Origin of the sequence: Pseudomonas nabeulensis (genome assembly GCF_004682045.1) — a bacterium.
GTDB classification, from domain to species: Bacteria; Pseudomonadota; Gammaproteobacteria; order Pseudomonadales; family Pseudomonadaceae; genus Aquipseudomonas; species Aquipseudomonas nabeulensis.
The window spans coordinates 164,814-181,116 of sequence record NZ_QUZT01000003.1 but is presented as its reverse complement, the minus strand read 5'-3'; the positions used below and the strand labels follow the sequence as shown (position 1 = coordinate 181,116).

16 protein-coding genes are annotated in these 16,303 nt (G+C 61.1%); 13 read left to right on the top strand and 3 right to left on the bottom strand.

Features of this window, described 5'->3' with window-relative positions:
- Positions 1–4: 4 nt before the first annotated feature.
- Positions 5–868, bottom strand: coding sequence for a PHP domain-containing protein (locus DYL61_RS03220; RefSeq protein ID WP_135307175.1), 864 nt, complete (start codon positions 866–868; stop codon positions 5–7).
- A gap of 87 nt (positions 869–955) precedes the next feature.
- Between DYL61_RS03220 and DYL61_RS03215 the strand changes: the two genes are divergently transcribed.
- The 7 genes from DYL61_RS03215 to DYL61_RS03185 all read left to right on the top strand — a co-directional run bounded on the left by DYL61_RS03215 (position 956) and on the right by DYL61_RS03185 (position 6,509).
- Complete coding sequence (locus tag DYL61_RS03215; RefSeq protein WP_135307174.1) at positions 956–1,552, top strand: septation protein A; 597 nt, start codon at positions 956–958, stop codon at positions 1,550–1,552.
- A 1-nt stretch (position 1,553) separates the two neighbouring features.
- Positions 1,554–1,853, top strand: coding sequence for a YciI family protein (locus tag DYL61_RS03210; protein ID WP_135307173.1), 300 nt, complete (start codon positions 1,554–1,556; stop codon positions 1,851–1,853).
- Positions 1,854–1,960: 107 nt separating this feature from the next.
- Positions 1,961–2,368, top strand: a complete 408-nt coding sequence (locus DYL61_RS03205; protein WP_135307172.1) for an SH3 domain-containing protein — start codon at positions 1,961–1,963, stop codon at positions 2,366–2,368.
- A 7-nt stretch (positions 2,369–2,375) separates the two neighbouring features.
- Positions 2,376–3,053, top strand: coding sequence for a response regulator transcription factor (locus DYL61_RS03200; RefSeq protein WP_135307171.1), 678 nt, complete (start codon positions 2,376–2,378; stop codon positions 3,051–3,053).
- Positions 3,054–3,243: 190 nt separating this feature from the next.
- A complete protein-coding gene (locus DYL61_RS03195) occupies positions 3,244–3,708 on the top strand; it encodes an LTXXQ domain protein (RefSeq protein WP_105695446.1) in 465 nt (154 codons plus the stop codon).
- A 67-nt stretch (positions 3,709–3,775) separates the two neighbouring features.
- Positions 3,776–5,119 (top strand): sensor histidine kinase, encoded by a 1,344-nt coding sequence (locus DYL61_RS03190; protein WP_135307170.1) that lies wholly within the window; start codon positions 3,776–3,778, stop codon positions 5,117–5,119.
- 40 nt (positions 5,120–5,159) lie between these two features.
- Positions 5,160–6,509, top strand: coding sequence for a CoA transferase (locus DYL61_RS03185; RefSeq protein WP_135307169.1), 1,350 nt, complete (start codon positions 5,160–5,162; stop codon positions 6,507–6,509).
- A gap of 135 nt (positions 6,510–6,644) precedes the next feature.
- Here DYL61_RS03185 and DYL61_RS03180 read toward each other — a convergent pair whose 3' ends face one another.
- A complete protein-coding gene (locus DYL61_RS03180; RefSeq protein WP_135307168.1) occupies positions 6,645–7,508 on the bottom strand; it encodes a DNA-3-methyladenine glycosylase family protein in 864 nt (287 codons plus the stop codon).
- A complete protein-coding gene (gene arcD, locus DYL61_RS03175) occupies positions 7,505–8,932 on the bottom strand; it encodes an arginine-ornithine antiporter (RefSeq protein ID WP_135307167.1) in 1,428 nt (475 codons plus the stop codon). The genes DYL61_RS03180 and arcD (DYL61_RS03175) overlap by 4 nt, the downstream gene beginning before the upstream one ends.
- 448 nt (positions 8,933–9,380) lie before the next feature.
- Between arcD (DYL61_RS03175) and arcD (DYL61_RS03170) the strand changes: the two genes are divergently transcribed.
- From arcD (DYL61_RS03170) to DYL61_RS03145, 6 genes are all read left to right on the top strand, one after another.
- A complete protein-coding gene (arcD, locus tag DYL61_RS03170) occupies positions 9,381–10,808 on the top strand; it encodes an arginine-ornithine antiporter (RefSeq protein ID WP_135307166.1) in 1,428 nt (475 codons plus the stop codon).
- Between the two features lie 24 nt (positions 10,809–10,832).
- Complete coding sequence (gene arcA, locus DYL61_RS03165; protein WP_135307165.1) at positions 10,833–12,089, top strand: arginine deiminase; 1,257 nt, start codon at positions 10,833–10,835, stop codon at positions 12,087–12,089.
- A gap of 69 nt (positions 12,090–12,158) precedes the next feature.
- Positions 12,159–13,169, top strand: a complete 1,011-nt coding sequence (locus tag DYL61_RS03160; protein WP_016975434.1) for an ornithine carbamoyltransferase — start codon at positions 12,159–12,161, stop codon at positions 13,167–13,169.
- Between the two features lie 150 nt (positions 13,170–13,319).
- Positions 13,320–14,249, top strand: coding sequence for a carbamate kinase (gene arcC / locus DYL61_RS03155; RefSeq protein WP_135307164.1), 930 nt, complete (start codon positions 13,320–13,322; stop codon positions 14,247–14,249).
- A gap of 18 nt (positions 14,250–14,267) precedes the next feature.
- A complete protein-coding gene (locus DYL61_RS03150) occupies positions 14,268–14,630 on the top strand; it encodes a DUF5064 family protein (protein WP_105695438.1) in 363 nt (120 codons plus the stop codon).
- 115 nt (positions 14,631–14,745) lie between these two features.
- On the top strand, positions 14,746–16,254 hold the full coding sequence (locus DYL61_RS03145; protein WP_135307163.1) for a sigma-54-dependent transcriptional regulator: 1,509 nt from the start codon (positions 14,746–14,748) through the stop codon (positions 16,252–16,254).
- Positions 16,255–16,303 lie beyond the last annotated feature (49 nt).

Here is a 16,303-nt window from a genome sequence, read left to right as displayed (position 1 = left end):
CTGTTCAGACGGTGGCAGTAATGGGGTCATGCTTGAATCGCCCCGACAAGAGCGGCAGGTCTTCAGGTACCTGGCGATACTCGCCGATTTCGGACCACCCACCTGGGCCATGAAAATCACTGCCGGCGCTGACCAGCAGACCAAATTCGCGGGCAAGGATCGCCAGGCTGCCGACCTGTTCGGCGGGCTGGTGCCCGTTGACCACCTCGATAGCGTGGCCACCCGCTCCAATATAGTCGCTGATCAGCTTGCGGCGCTTGCTGCGGGTGAAATCGTAATGCCACGGGTGCGCGAGGCTAACCCAGGCCCCCGAGGCGCGCAGGGTCTCGACGGTGTCTTCCAACGTTGGCCAGTGCAGCTTCACATCGCCCAACTTGCCGGCGCCCAGCCATTTGCGGAACGCTTCGGCCCGGTCTTTAACAAAACCTTCACGTACCATCCAGTCGGCGAAGTGCGGACGGGCTGGCGCGTTGCCGCTGTCACCCAGTTCCTGCTGGATGGCGCGCGCGCCGTCGAGGGCGTTGGGCATGCCTTTGAGGCCAAGCTTGCGGCTTATTTCTTCGGACCGCAGCCAGCGGCCATCGTGCAAATCGGCTATCGCCTGCACCAACGGCGGGGCGGTTTGATCGAAACCGTAACCAAGCACATGAATGGTGGCGCCGCCCCAGGTGCAGGACAATTCCACGCCGTTGACCAGCTGCATGCCCAGGGCATGAGCCGCTACGCGGGCTTCGTCGAGGCCTTCGAGGGTGTCGTGGTCGGTCAACGCCAGGACTCGCACGCCTTTTTCAAACGCACGCGCAACCAGTACCGCGGGCGCCAGGGCGCCGTCGGAGGCCGTGCTGTGGCAGTGCAAATCAACATTCACGGGAGTGTGTAACCTCAAGTCAGCTGGCGCTTTCGCTACCAAGGATGTTTGTTATTATGCCGCCACATCCGGCTTCTGGCTCTTACTGTGAAACAATTCATCGACTTCATCCCGCTGTTGCTGTTTTTCATCGTTTATAAACTCGACCCCAGGGTCATCGATGTAGCAGGTCATGAGCTGACGTTCGGAGGCATCTACAGTGCCACCGCCGTGCTCATCATCAGCTCCGTGGTGGTCTACGGCGCGATCTTCATCTCCCAGCGCAAACTGGAAAAAAGCCAATGGCTGACCCTGGTCGCGTGCCTGGTCTTCGGCAGCCTGACCCTGGCGTTCCACAGCGAAACCTTCCTTAAATGGAAAGCCCCGGTGGTGAACTGGTTGTTCGCCCTGGCGTTTATCGGCAGCCACTTCATCGGCGACCGCTTGCTGATCAAGCGGATCATGGGCCACGCGCTGACCCTGCCGGAGCCGATCTGGACCCGACTGAACGTGGCCTGGATCGTGTTTTTCCTGTTTTGCGGTGCCGCCAACCTGTTTGTCGCGTTTACCTTTCAAAGCTACTGGGTCGACTTCAAGGTCTTCGGCAGCCTGGGCATGACCGTATTGTTCCTGGTCGGCCAAGGCATCTACCTGTCGCGCCACCTGCATGACACCGACCCTACTACGCCAAAAACCGAGGACTGACATGCTCTACGCCATCATTGCCACCGACGTTGCCAACTCCCTGGAAAAACGCCTGAGCGTGCGCCCGGCCCACGTCGAGCGTCTCAAGCAACTGCAAGCCGAAGGCCGCATCGTGCTGGCTGGCCCACACCCGGCCGTAGACAGCAACGACCCAGGCGACGCCGGCTTCACCGGTAGCCTGATCGTGGCCGAGTTTGCATCCCTCGCCGATGCCAAGGCCTGGGCCAAGGCCGATCCGTATGTCGCGGCCGGCGTCTATGCTGATGTCGTGATCAAGCCGTTCAAGCAAGTCCTGCCTTGACCGTGGAATGTGTCGAATCGATGACGTTCGGCACACGCCTGATGGCTCATTATTCTCGGTAACCTGCCGACAACAGTCTGAATATTCGTGTGGAATCAGGAGTTCCGATGCGCTTAAGTCAGTTGTGTCTGTTGGCAGTGTTAACGATCGGGGCTACGGCCCACGCTGAAGAAACCTCGAACACCGGCAGCTCCACGCCCCTGTCCTTGAGTGCCGGCGCCCAGATCACCGAGTTGCAGCAACGTTTGAAAGAAAGCGAACGCCAGCGCGAAGAACTGGGCAAGCAACTGCAAAACGCAGACGCTGCTCGCGAAAGCGCTCAACTGAGTCGCCTTCGCCAAGAGAACCAACGCCTGGTCCAGCAACTCAAAGAGACACAAGGCGGCGCCTTGACCCGCTGGCTGACCGAGCAACAGCAATGGTTTGTCACCGGTGGGGCCGTCGCACTGATCGCCTTGCTGTGCGGGATCTTCGCCAGCGGTGGGCACCGTCGCCGTCGACAATGGCTAAATTGAGTGAGTCATGAGCGAGCTGTTACTGATAGATGATGACCAGGAGCTCTGTGAGCTGCTGACCAGTTGGTTGAGCCAGGAAGGGTTCCAGGTACGTGCTTGTCATGACGGCTTAAGTGCGCGCAAAGCCTTGGCTGACAGCGCCCCTGCCGCCGTGGTGCTCGACGTGATGCTGCCCGATGGCAGCGGCCTGGAGTTGCTCAAGCAATTGCGCACGGATCACCCGGACCTGCCGGTGTTGATGCTCTCGGCACGTGGCGAGCCACTGGACCGTATCCTCGGCCTGGAACTCGGCGCCGACGACTACCTGGCCAAGCCCTGCGACCCACGGGAACTGACTGCCCGCCTGCGCGCAGTGTTGCGCCGCAGCCATCCGGCGGCGGTGTCTACGCAGCTTGAGCTGGGTGATTTGTGTTTCAGCCCGGTGCGCGGCGTAGTCAGCATCGACGAGCAGGAATTCACCCTCACCGTCTCCGAAAGCCGCCTGCTGGAAGCCTTGCTGCGCCAGCCCGGCGAGCCGTTGGATAAACAGGAACTGGCGCAAATCGCCTTGGGCCGCAAACTGACCCTGTACGACCGCAGCCTGGACATGCACGTCAGCAACCTGCGCAAAAAGATCGGCCCGCACCCGGATGGCCGGCCGCGGATTGTGGCGTTGCGTAGTCGTGGTTACTACTACGCCCCCTGAGCATCAACACTATTCCCTGTGGGAGCTGGCTTGCCAGCTCCCACATTTGACCTCATCTGCCTCGCTGGTTTTGTCAGCTCACATCAAACCCCTCTTTACCCAAGCTTTACGCTCCCCTGACTGCCGCTGACCTTCATCTCCGTAATCTACTCACATCCGGACTCACCGGAATAGAGACAGGAGAATCACCATGCGCAAGACCCTTATCGCTTTGATGTTCGCCGCTGCCCTGCCTACCGTTGCCATGGCTGCGATGCCAGAAGGTCCAGGCCCGATGGGCGGCCCGGAAGGTCACATGATGGGTGGCCCGGGCCACGGCGGTGAACACGGCCCGCGTGGTAAAGGCGGCCCATTCAGCCAACTGGATTTGAGCAAAGAGCAGCGCCAGCAAATCGGCAAGCTGATGGGTGATCAATGGCACGCTCGCAAAGACTTGACCAAGAAGTACCTGGACAAGCTGCCCGCCGCTGACCAGAAAGCCATGCAGGACGAGATTGCCGCCGGCAAGCAGAAAACCCAGGCTGATATCCGCGCCGTGCTGAAACCCGATCAACAGAAGAAATTCGACGAGATCGTCAAGAAACAAGCCGAGCGCCGTGCCGAGTGGAAGGAATTCCAGGCCTGGAAAGCCCAGCAGCCGCAAAAAGCGCAATAATGATCTAGTTTTACCGCCCCAGCCCAGTGGCCACCGCCACTGGGCTTTTCCTGTTTGAGGGTTTCCTGTGCGTTCATTGTTCTGGCGGATCCTGGCCAGTTTCTGGCTGGCAATTGCCTTGGTTGCCGGGTTGTCGATCCTGCTTGGGCATATGCTTAATCAGGATGCCTGGATTCTCAGCCGCCACCCCGGGCTCAACAACCTGGCCGAAGAGTGGACCCAACTCTACGAGACCCAGGGCGAAGACGCCGCCCAGGACTTGCTGCAACAGCGCAAGCGCCAATACCACATCGACGTGCAAGTGCTGAACGAAAGCGGCGACCCGGTGGTGCGCGGCACCTTCCCGCGCCGCGCCGCCGCGTTCGAAGCGCGCCAGAATGACAGCCCGGACGGCCGCCTACCGTGGCGCCGCCTGACCGCCGAGTACACCAGCGACAAAACCGGCGACACCTACCTGCTGATCTACCGCATCCCCCACCCCGAACTGGACGCCTGGCACCGCAACAGCCTGCTCTGGCCGCTCAGTGCCTTGGCGATTGCCCTGGTGGTATTGACCCTGTTCAGCCTGCTGGTGACGCTGTCCATCACCCGCCCCCTCAGCCGTTTGCGGGGTGCGGTGCATGACCTCGGCCAAGCCACCTACCAGCAAAACAGCCTGGCGCAACTGGCCAACCGCCGCGATGAGTTCGGCGTGCTCGCCACCGACTTCAACCGCATGGGCGCGCGCCTGCAAAGCCTGATCAGCAGCCAGCGCCAATTGCTGCGTGATGTGTCCCACGAATTGCGCTCACCCTTGGCCCGCCTGCGCATCGCCCTGGCCCTGGCCGAACGCGCCAGCCCCGAAGAGCGGGAAAAACTCTGGCCGCGGCTGACCCGTGAATGTGATCGCCTGGAGGCCCTGATCAGCGAGATCCTGGTGTTGGCCCGCGTCGATGCCGATAACGCCAGCGCCGAGGACGTCGACCTTTACCCCTTGCTCAAGACCTTGCAGAAAGATGCCCTGCTCAGCGCTCCCGAACAAAACGTGCAACTGAGCGCCGACGCCGGCCTGCACCTCAAAGGCTGGCCAACCATGATCGAACGGGCGGTGGATAACCTGCTGCGCAACGCCTTGCGCTTCAACCCGCCGAACCAGGCGATTGAAGTGCAGGCGCAGCGCCAGGGTGAGCGCATCCTGATCAGCGTGCGCGACCATGGTCCCGGCGTTGAAGCCGAACACCTCGGCCAATTGGGCGAGCCGTTCTACCGCGCCCCCGGCCAGACTGCACAAGGCCACGGCCTGGGCCTGGCAATTGCCCGTCGCGCCGCCGAACGCCACGGCGGCAGCCTGGTCCTGGCCAACCATCCCGAGGGCGGTTTTATCGCCCGTATCGACTTGCCGTTGGAACCCGGGGTTGTCACACCGGCCTGATGATCTTCTATAGTGGCCCTTCTTTAACGGAGGGCCCTTGATGACTGACCTGCTGACATCCATCCAAGCCGCACTCGATTTACCCCACACTCCACTGACCTTTACCGAGGTCGGCGCCCTGCCCTCGACCTTCGCCGTCACCGAACTGGCCAGCGCCAGCATCGGCGCCGCCGGACAGGCCGTGGCCCAGTTGATCCAGCAACAGACGGGGCGTTTGCCGAGCGTTAGCGTAGACCGGCGCCTCGCGTCGTTCTGGTTCTCCTCCTCGATCCGCCCGGTGGGCTGGCAAGTGCCGCCGCTGTGGGATCCCGTGGCCGGCGACTACGCCTGCGCCGATGGCTGGATTCGCTTGCACACCAATGCACCCCATCACCGCGCTGCTGCCGAGCGTGTACTCGGTAAAGTTGCCGACCGTGCCGAGATGGCCAGCAAAGTCGCCACATGGAATGCCGCTGAACTGGAACAGGCGATTGTCGATGAGGGTGGCTGCGCAGCGCAGATGCGTTCGTGGCAGGCCTGGCAAGCCCATCCGCAAGGGTTGGCGGTCAATGCCGAAGCCTTGGTGCAGCGCCAGATGTTTGAAACCACCACCGACAAATCCTGGCTCGGCTCGATAGCGCGGCCGCTGGCGGGGATCAAAGTGCTGGACCTGACCCGCGTGTTGGCTGGCCCCGTGGCCAGTCGTTTTCTTGCGGGCCTGGGCGCGGATGTACTGCGCATCGACTCGCCCACTTGGAATGAACCCGGCGTGGTGCCGGAAATGACGCTGGGCAAACGCTGCGCCCGGCTGGACCTGAAAAACCCCGAAGGCCGGCAAGTATTCGAAAGTCTCCTGAAGGAAGCCGACATCCTGTTCCACGGTTACCGTGCAGACGCCCTTGAGCAACTGGGCTATACCGCCAGCGAACTGCAACACATCGCCCCCGGTTTGATCGACGTCAGCCTCAACGCCTACGGCTGGAGCGGCCCTTGGCGCAATCGCCGGGGCTTCGACAGCCTGGTGCAGATGAGCAGCGGGATTGCTGACGCGGGCATGGCCTGGAAACGGGCCGACCAACCGGTGCCGCTGCCGTTGCAGGCGCTGGATCACGCCACCGGGTATTTGATGGCGGCCAGTGCGATTCAGGCGTTGAGTGAGCGGTTGAAGTCGGGACGCGGTGGCTCGGCGTTGCTGTCGTTGGCACGTACCGCGACATTGCTGGTAGAGGCTGGGCAAGTGCCGGAACAACTGGCGTTGCGGGCAGAAGAAGCAGGGGATCAGGGGTTGGTGGTGGAGCAGACCGCTTGGGGCCAGGCTCATCGGTTGTTACCACCAGTGACCATCAGTGGCACGCCGTTGCAGTGGGATTTGCCGGCGGGGGAATTGGGGTCGCATCGGGCTCAGTGGTGACCCCACTACCGCTATCGGGGGCAAGTCGAATCGTCGCACGGCCCCTCCCACATTGACTGTATTCACACATTTTGAATTGTGAACACGGTAAGTGTGGGAGGGGGCTTGCCCCCGATGAGTCCAGCACAGCCACCATCAATCCCCCCGGCCAAGCGACGTCCACAAATGCTGCGCCGCATACGCCCGCAACGGTCGCCACGCCTCGGCCCGGGCTGACAATTGCCGCGCCGACACCGGTCCGCCCTCCAACGCCGCCAACGCGTTGATCAAGCCGATATCCCCCGACGCAAACGCATCCGCCTCGCGCATCTGGCGCATGGCGATGTATTGCGCCGTCCAATCGCCAATCCCCGGCAAGGCTACCAACCGCGCCACGCTGTCCTTGAGACTGGCCTTGGGTTCGAATAATTGCGGATCATCCAACAACGCCTGGGCAACACCAGACAAGGTACGCCCACGGGCCTTGGGCATGCCCAGGGTCGCCAGGTCCGCCACCGCCAACACCTCGGCCTCAGGGAAAACATGGGTGATGCCAGCGTAGGGTGTTTCAAGTGGCTGGCCATATTGCGCCACCAACTTACCCGCCAGGCGAATCGCCGCCACCACCGTGATCTGCTGGCCCAGCACCGCGCGAATCGCCAACTCCAGGCCATCCCAAGTGCCTGGAACCCGCAGGCCCGGGCGCGCCGCCACCAACTGCGCCATCAGTGGGTCGGCTGCCAACTGCGGGTTGATCAACTGCGGCTGGGCGTCCAGGTCAAACATATTGCGCAGACGCCGCTCAATCTCCGGCAGCGCCGCCGCATCGGGAAAATCCACAGCGACGTCCAACCAATCCCCCGCCCCCGGTGCCACGCTGATCCAGCCATGCTGCCCATCCACACCGATACTGCGCCGATACACACCCGCCTCCACGATCTCCATCCCGCTGATCGCCCGCATCGACAAAAAAACCACCATCGCCGCCCAGTCATAGGGCGGCTGATACGCCAGTTTCACAACGACAACACTCCGCTGTACAAGCCATACGCCGCCAGCCCTGCGCCAGCGACCACGCAGCTGAAAATGCCTTTTTCCATGTGGGTAAACAAGGGCTGGCCCTGCTCGCGCTTGGCCAGGGCAAACAGGATCACGCCCGGTGCATACAACAGCGCCGATAGCAGCAGGTACTTCAAGCCGCCGGCGTACAGCAGCCAGACGGCGTAACCCAGGGCGATCAGGCCCACCAGCAAGTCCTTCATGCGCCGGCGCGGGGCGTCTTCATAGGTTTCGCCGCGCCCGCTCAACAGCACTGCGTAGGCCGCCGACCACAGGTACGGCACCAGGATCATCGACGACGCCAGGTAAATCAGCGTGGTGTAGGTGCTCTGGGAAAACAGCGTAATCACCAGGAACACCTGGATCATTACATTGGTCAGCCACAGGGCGTTGACCGGCACCTGGTTGGCATTTTCTTTCTTCAAGAACGCGGGCATGGTCTTGTCGTGGGCCGTCGCGTACAGGATCTCGGCACACAGCAACGCCCAAGAGAGCAAAGCGCCCAACAGTGACACCGCCAGGCCGATGCTGATCGCCATCGCGCCCCACGGCCCGACGATATGTTCCAACACACCGGCCAGGGACGGGTTCTGCAACTGCGCCAGCTCCGGTTGGCTCATGATCCCCAGGGACAGCACGTTCACCAGTACCAGCAGCGCCAGCACACCAAGGAACCCGATCACCGTGGCGCGGCCCACATCCGAGCGTTTTTCGGCGCGGGCCGAGTAGACGCTGGCGCCTTCGATGCCGATAAACACAAACACGGTGACCAGCATCATGTGGCGCACCTGGTCCACCACACTGCCCATGTTCGGGTTGCCCAGTCCCCAGACATCGCGGGTGAAGATATCCGCCTTGAACGCCACCGCCGCGATCACGATAAACATCAGCAGCGGCACGATCTTCGCCACCGTGGTCACCTGGTTGATGAACGCCGCCTCCTTGATCCCGCGCATCACCAGAAAATGCACGGCCCACAGCAGCAGCGACGCGCAGACAATCGCCACCGGTGTATTGCCCTGGCCAAACACCGGGAAAAAGTAGCCGAGGGTACTAAATAGCAACACGAAGTAACCGACGTTGCCCATCCAGGCGCTGATCCAATAGCCCCATGCCGAGGAAAACCCCATGTAGTCGCCAAACCCGGCCTTGGCATAGGCGTACACCCCGGAATTCAAATCGGGCTTGCGGTTGGCCAGGGTCTGGAACACGAACGCCAGGGTCAGCATGCCAATGGCAGTAATCCCCCAGCCAATCAAAATCGCGCCGACCTCTGCACGGGCCGCCATGTTCTGCGGCAGGGAGAAAATCCCCCCGCCGATCATCGACCCCACCACCAGGGCGATCAGGGCGCTGAGTCGAAGTTTCTGGGTCGACTGGGACATGAAGACTCCTGCATCCATAACAATTTGAGCGGACAACCGTGCACTCAACTAATTAACTCATCGAGTGTAGCGTTTATTAGAGACGGCGATAAAACAAACACGCTCATAACCAAATGGCCTGTCAATTTATGCCACTTGGGACTATTTAGATTTTAAATACTGCGCTGCACATAACGCTTATAGCGCTTTTGTGAAACATCGTTCAAAAAGTTTGCACATCCTAGAAAACGGTCTAGCTTCAAACGTCCATAGACCTGACTAATTGATTAACCACAAATGAAGGAAGCGCTCTGGCAAGCGCCTTTCAGAGGACACTTATCGCCTGCGAGTTTCCAACCTAAGTCATTAATTCACAATGGAATGTGCCAATGAAGTGATCTGAGTCAGCTGTTTGAATAGCGCACGGAATTATTCTGTGGTCTCTCTTCTCCTGCATTGGAGTCACGCAATGTCTGAAACTCCCGGAAAACTTAAGCTTGGTGCACTGGTTGCACTTGTCGTGGGTTCGATGATTGGTGGCGGGATCTTCTCACTGCCGCAGAACATGGCTGCCAGCGCCGACGTCGGCGCGGTATTGATTGGTTGGGTGATTACCGCCATCGGCATGTTGACCCTCGCTTTTGTGTTCCAGACCCTCGCCAACCGCAAGCCCGACCTCGACGGCGGTGTGTACGCCTATGCCAAGGCCGGTTTCGGCGACTACATGGGTTTCTCGTCGGCCTGGGGCTACTGGATCAGTGCCTGGTTGGGCAACGTCGGTTACTTCGTGTTGCTGTTCAGCACCCTCGGTTACTTCTTCCCGATCTTTGGCGAAGGCAACACGCCGGCGGCCGTCATTGGTGCGTCGGTGCTGCTGTGGGCCGTGCACTTTCTGGTGCTGCGCGGGATCAAGGAAGCGGCGTTTATCAACCTGGTGACCACCGTCGCCAAGGTGGTGCCGCTGGTGCTGTTCGTGTTGATCGCGCTGTTCGCGTTCAAGCTGGAGATCTTCACCGCTGACATCTGGGGCGTGAAAAACCCGGACCTGGGCAGTGTGATGAACCAGGTGCGCAACATGATGCTGGTCACCGTGTGGGTGTTTATCGGCATCGAGGGCGCGAGCATCTTCTCGTCCCGTGCGGAAAAACGCTCCGACGTCGGCAAGGCCACCGTCATCGGCTTTATCACCGTGCTGCTGTTCCTGATGCTGGTGAACGTGCTGTCCCTGGGGATCATGACCCAACCGGAACTGGCCAAGCTGCAGAACCCGTCGATGGCCGCTGTGCTGGAGCATGTGGTGGGCCACTGGGGCGCGGTGCTGATCAGCGTCGGCTTGATCATTTCCTTGCTGGGTGCGCTGCTGTCGTGGGTGCTGCTGTGTGCGGAGATCATGTTCGCCGCCGCCAAGGACCACACCATGCCGGAGTTCCTGCGCAAGGAAAACGCCAACCATGTGCCGGTCAACGCCCTGTGGCTGACCAACGCCATGGTGCAGCTGTTCCTGGTGATCACGTTGTTCTCGGCCAGCACTTACCTGTCGCTGATCTACCTCGCCACCTCGATGATCCTGGTGCCTTACCTGTGGTCGGCGGCCTACGCCCTGTTGCTGGCAGTGCGCGGTGAAACCTACGAGAACGCTCTGCAAGAGCGCAAGAAAGACCTGTTTATCGGCGCTATCGCCCTGGTGTACGCGATCTGGCTGCTCTACGCCGGCGGCACCAAATACCTGCTGCTCTCCGCCCTGCTCTACGCCCCCGGCGCGATCCTGTTCGCCAAAGCCAAGCGTGAACTGGGCAAACCGATTTTCACCAATGTCGAGAAGCTGATTTTCGCCGCAGTGGTCATTGGCGCCCTGGTGGCGGCCTTTGGACTCTACGACGGCTTCCTGACTTTGTAACTTGTGTTTATTGGAGGATCTGAAATGACCACGGAAAAAGTGAAGTACGGCGTCCATTCCGAAGCCGGCAAACTGCGCAAAGTCATGGTGTGCTCCCCAGGCTTGGCCCACCAGCGGCTGACCCCCAACAACTGCGATGAACTGCTGTTCGATGACGTGCTGTGGGTGGCCCAGGCCAAGCGCGACCATTTCGACTTCGTCACCAAGATGCGCGAGCGGGATATTGATGTGCTAGAAATGCACAACCTGCTCACCGACATCGTTGCCATCCCTGAAGCGCTGGACTGGATTCTGGAGCGCAAGATCACCGCCAACCAGGTCGGCCTCGGCCTGGTCAACGAAGTCGGTTCATGGCTGCGCAGCCTGGAACCGCGCAAGGTCGCTGAGTTCCTGATCGGCGGTGTGTCGGCTGATGACCTGCCGACCAGTTTCGGTGGCAAGACCATCGAAATGTTCCGCGACTTCCTCGGCCACTCCAGCTTTATCCTGCCGCCGCTGCCGAACACCCAGTTCACTCGCGACACCACCTGCTGGATCTACGGCGGCGTCACACTCAACCCGATGTACTGGCCGGCGCGACGTCAGGAAACCCTGCTGACCACCGCCATCTACAAATTCCACCCCGAGTTCACCAACGCCGACTTCCAGATCTGGTACGGCGACCCCGACCAGGAACACGGCAATGCCACCCTTGAAGGCGGCGACGTGATGCCGATTGGCAATGGCGTGGTGTTGATCGGCATGGGCGAGCGTTCTTCGCGCCAGGCCATCGGCCAACTGGCGCTGAACCTGTTCAAGCACAAAGCGGTGGAGCGCGTGATCGTCGCCGGCCTGCCCAAATCCCGCGCCGCCATGCACCTGGACACCGTGTTCAGCTTCTGCGACCGCGACTTGGTCACCATCTTCCCCGAAGTGGTCAACCAGATCGTCGCGTTCAGCCTGCGTCCTGACGACAGCAAACCCGGTGGCATCGACGTGCGCCGTGAAGACGCAAGCTTCCTCGATGTGGTCGCCACCGCTCTCAAGCTCAAGGCCCTGCGCGTGGTGGAAACCGGCGGCAACGCCTTCGCCGCCGAACGCGAGCAATGGGACGACGGCAACAACGTGGTGGCCGTAGAGCCCGGCGTGGTCATCGGCTACGACCGCAACACCTACACCAACACCCTGCTGCGCAAGGCCGGCGTGGAAGTGATCACCATCAGCGCCGGTGAACTGGGCCGTGGCCGTGGCGGTGGCCACTGCATGACCTGCCCGATCATCCGCGACCCAATCGACTACTAAGCGACCCTCCACCCGGCGGCTTCCACCCGAAGCCGACCGGGCCGATGACCGAATCCAAGGAGAATCATCATGGCGTTCAACATCCACAACCGCAGCCTGCTCAGCCTGGAACACCACACCCCGCGCGAGTTGCGCTACCTGCTGGACCTGTCCCGCGACCTCAAGCGCGCCAAGTACACCGGCACCGAACAACAACACCTCAAAGGCAACAACATTGCGCTGATCTTCGAAAAAACCTCGACCCGCACCCGTTGCGCCTTCGAAGTGGCGGCCTATGACCAGGGTGCCAACGTCACTTATATCGACCCGGGCTCCTCGCAGATCGGCCACAAAGAAAGCATGAAAGACACCGCCCGTGTGCTGGGGCGCATGTACGACGCCATCGAATACCGTGGCTTCAAGCAGGAAATCGTCGAAGAACTGGCCAAGTTCGCCGGCGTGCCGGTGTTCAACGGCCTGACCGATGAATACCACCCCACCCAGATGATCGCCGACGTGCTGACGATGCGCGAACACGCCGACAAGCCGATCCACGAGATCAGCTACGCCTACCTCGGCGACGCCCGCAACAACATGGGCAACTCGTTGCTGCTGGTGGGCGCCAAGCTCGGCATGGACGTGCGCATCTGCGCGCCAAAAGCCCTGTGGCCACATGACGATCTGGTGGGCCGCTGCAAAAAATACGCGGAAGAAAGCGGCGCCCGCATCACCCTCACCGAAGACCCGAAAGCCGCGGTCAAAGGCGTGGACTTTATCCACACCGACGTATGGGTCTCGATGGGCGAGCCCGTGGAAGCCTGGGCCGAGCGTATCGAGCAACTGCTGCCGTACCAGGTGAACGCCGAGCTGATGAAAGCCACCGGCAATGCACGCACCAAGTTCATGCACTGCCTGCCCGCGTTCCACAACAGCGACACCAAGGTCGGCAAGCAGATTGCCGAGCAGTACCCGCATTTGGCCAATGGCATCGAGGTGACGGACGACGTGTTCGAGTCGCCGGCGTGTATTGCCTTTGAGCAGGCGGAGAACCGCATGCATACCATCAAGGCGATTTTGGTCTCCACCCTGGCTGACCTGTAACTGAAGGAATGCGGTCAAATTGTGGGAGGGGGCTTGCCCCCGATTGCAGGGTGTCAGTCAACAATTTTACAACTGACACACCCCTATCGGGGGCAAGCCCCCTCCCACATTGACCGCGTTCACAACGAAGAATTACGGAAGGACTTTTGTATGCGTATCGTCGTTGCACTGGGCGGTAACGCCCTGCTCCGCCGTGGTGAACCCATGACAGCGGACAACCAACGCGCCAATATCCGGATCGCCACCGAACAGATTGCCAAGATCCACCCCGGCAACGAACTGGTAATCGCCCACGGCAATGGTCCGCAAGTCGGCCTGCTGTCGTTGCAGGCGGCGGCCTACACCCAGGTTTCACCGTACCCGCTGGACGTGCTGGGCGCCGAAACCGAAGGCATGATCGGCTACATCATCGAACAGGAACTGGGCAACCTGCTGGACTTCGAAGTGCCCTTCGCCACCTTGCTTACCCAAGTCGAAGTCGACGCCAAGGACCCGGCCTTCAAGAACCCTACCAAGCCTATCGGCCCGGTGTACTCCAAGGCCGAAGCGGAAAAACTGGCCGCTGAAAAAGGCTGGGCGATCGCACCGGATGGCGACAAGTACCGCCGCGTGGTCGCCAGCCCTCGCCCGAAACGCATCTTTGAAATCCGTCCGATCAAGTGGCTGCTGGAAAAAAGCAGCATCGTGATCTGCGCCGGCGGTGGCGGTATCCCGACTATGTACGGCGAAGATGGCAAGCTGCGCGGCATCGAAGCGGTGATCGACAAGGACCTGTGCTCGTCGCTGCTGGCCTCACAACTGGAAGCCGATTTGCTGGTGATCGCTACCGACGTCAACGCGGCGTTTATCGACTACGGTAAACCCACCCAGAAGGCTATCGGTCAGGCCCACCCGGACGAAATGGAAAAACTCGGCTTCGCCGCCGGTTCCATGGGGCCCAAGGTGCAAGCTGCCTGCGAGTTCGCCCGCAAGACTGGCAAAACCGCGGTCATCGGTTCACTCTCGGACATCGAAGCCATCGTCCAGGGCAGCGCCGGCACACGCATCAGCACGGCAAAACCTGGCATCACCTACCTGTGAAGTTGAGGAGAAACGCCTATGGCCATCTTTGAACCGGGTCACTTGCACGTCGAACGTCATGCGCTGAATGCTCAGGACTACAGCTACAACCTGTGTATCGACTACGAGGTCAGCCAAGACCCCAAGGAAGGCAAGGGCATGCTGTTCAAGCTGCACGGCTCGGTACAGGGCAAGGACCTCAAGGAAGAATTCTTCTTGCCTAAGGACCAGGCGTTCGACTTCGCACGGCATGCGATGAACATCGCGCAGAAATACGGCATGCCGAAGATCGCCGTGTTGAATGGGTCGATGCACAAGCAATACGACCTGATGTTCGAGGATGTGCGGCATCAACTGGATGTGAAACCGGGCGACCCGATCAAGCCTGAGCACTTGGAATAACTGATACAACTCAGCTTCAAATGTGGGAGGGGGCTTGCCCCCTCCCACATTTGGTTCTGCATCGCCTGCAAGGCATACTTGCCGCCTCTCGCTTCCCAGAATTGTCAGCCCCCCCATGCGTATCCACGTCAGCTTCATCGACCGCGTCGGCATCACCCAGGAAGTCCTGGCCCTGCTCGGTGGGCGTAATCTCAACCTGGATGCGGTGGAGATGGTGCCGCCCAACGTCTATATCGACGCGCCAACCCTGAGCGCTGACGTCCTCGAAGAACTGCGCGATGCGCTGTTCAGCGTGCACGGCGTACAGGCGGTGACGGTAGTCGACATCCTCCCCGGTCAACGCCGCCACCTGCAACTCGACGCCCTGCTGGCCGCCATGACCGACCCGGTGCTGGCCCTGGACAGTGCGGGCAAGATCCTGCTGGCCAACCCGGCGTTGATCGCCCTCTACGGTCGCGAACCGGCGGGGGAAAGCATCAGCGAACTGTTCAACGACCCGGCGCTACTGGCCACGTTGCTGGAACAAGGTTTTCGCCTGCCGCTGCGGGAGATCAGCGTCAACGGCCAGACCTTGCTGCTGGACGCCACGCCGATCACCGATGCAGGCGCGCTGCTGACCCTCTATCAACCCAACCGTATCGGCGAGCAACTGTCGGCGCTGCACCATGACCATGCCGAAGGGTTCGATGCGCTGCTCGGCGAATCCCCGGTGATTCGCACCCTCAAGGCGCGGGCGCAGCGGGTGGCAGCATTGGATGCCCCGCTGTTGATCCAGGGCGAAACCGGCACCGGCAAAGAGTTGGTCGCACGGGCCTGTCATGCCATCAGTGCACGCCACAGTGCGCCGTTCCTGGCGCTGAACTGCGCGGCGTTGCCGGAGAACCTCGCCGAAAGCGAGTTGTTCGGTTACGCGCCGGGCGCCTTTACCGGCGCGCAACGGGGTGGCAAACCGGGGCTGATGGAACTGGCCAACCAGGGCACGGTGTTTCTCGATGAGATCGGTGAGATGTCGCCGTACCTGCAAGCCAAGCTGCTGCGCTTTCTCAACGACGGCAGCTTCCGCCGCGTCGGGGGCGACCGTGAAGTGAAGGTTAACGTGCGCATTCTCAGCGCGACCCACCGCGACCTGGAAAAAATGGTCAGTGAAGGCACCTTCCGCGAAGACCTGTTCTATCGCCTCAACGTGCTCAACGTCGAAGTGCCGCCCCTGCGCCAACGTGGCCAGGACATCCTGTTGCTGGCGCGCTATTTCATGCAGCAGGCCTGCGCGCAGATCCAACGCCCGGTCTGCCGCCTGGCGCCCGGCACTTACCCGGCGCTGTTGGGCAACCCTTGGCCGGGCAATGTGCGGCAACTGCAAAACGTGATCTTCCGCGCCGCCGCCATCTGTGAAGGCAGCCTGGTGGACATTGGCGACCTGGACATCGCCGGCACCTCGGTGGCGCGCCAGAGCGATAACGAAGTCGATAGTTTGGAACAGGCCGTTGAAGACTTCGAACGCAGCCTGTTGGAGAAGCTCTACAGCAGCTATCCCTCGACGCGGCAATTGGCCAGTCGGTTGCAAACCTCCCATACCGCGATTGCCCATCGCCTGCGCAAGTACGGCATCCCGAACAAGCCCTGAACCCATGTGAAATGCAATCAACTGTGGGAGGGGGCTTGCCCCCGATGGC

What these genes read in the sequence shown, in the direction of transcription:
- DYL61_RS03210 (WP_135307173.1), top strand. Translation starts at nt 1,554, where the DNA reads ATGCTCTACGCCATCATTGCCACCGACGTTGCCAACTCCCTGGAAAAA.
- DYL61_RS03205 (WP_135307172.1), top strand. Translation starts at nt 1,961, where the DNA reads ATGCGCTTAAGTCAGTTGTGTCTGTTGGCAGTGTTAACGATCGGGGCT.
- DYL61_RS03200 (WP_135307171.1), top strand. Translation starts at nt 2,376, where the DNA reads ATGAGCGAGCTGTTACTGATAGATGATGACCAGGAGCTCTGTGAGCTG.
- DYL61_RS03195 (WP_105695446.1), top strand. Translation starts at nt 3,244, where the DNA reads ATGCGCAAGACCCTTATCGCTTTGATGTTCGCCGCTGCCCTGCCTACC.
- DYL61_RS03185 (WP_135307169.1), top strand. Translation starts at nt 5,160, where the DNA reads ATGACTGACCTGCTGACATCCATCCAAGCCGCACTCGATTTACCCCAC.
- arcD (WP_135307167.1), bottom strand. Translation starts at nt 8,932, where the DNA reads ATGTCCCAGTCGACCCAGAAACTTCGACTCAGCGCCCTGATCGCCCTG.
- arcD (WP_135307166.1), top strand. Translation starts at nt 9,381, where the DNA reads ATGTCTGAAACTCCCGGAAAACTTAAGCTTGGTGCACTGGTTGCACTT.
- arcA (WP_135307165.1), top strand. Translation starts at nt 10,833, where the DNA reads ATGACCACGGAAAAAGTGAAGTACGGCGTCCATTCCGAAGCCGGCAAA.
- DYL61_RS03160 (WP_016975434.1), top strand. Translation starts at nt 12,159, where the DNA reads ATGGCGTTCAACATCCACAACCGCAGCCTGCTCAGCCTGGAACACCAC.
- arcC (WP_135307164.1), top strand. Translation starts at nt 13,320, where the DNA reads ATGCGTATCGTCGTTGCACTGGGCGGTAACGCCCTGCTCCGCCGTGGT.
- DYL61_RS03150 (WP_105695438.1), top strand. Translation starts at nt 14,268, where the DNA reads ATGGCCATCTTTGAACCGGGTCACTTGCACGTCGAACGTCATGCGCTG.
- DYL61_RS03145 (WP_135307163.1), top strand. Translation starts at nt 14,746, where the DNA reads ATGCGTATCCACGTCAGCTTCATCGACCGCGTCGGCATCACCCAGGAA.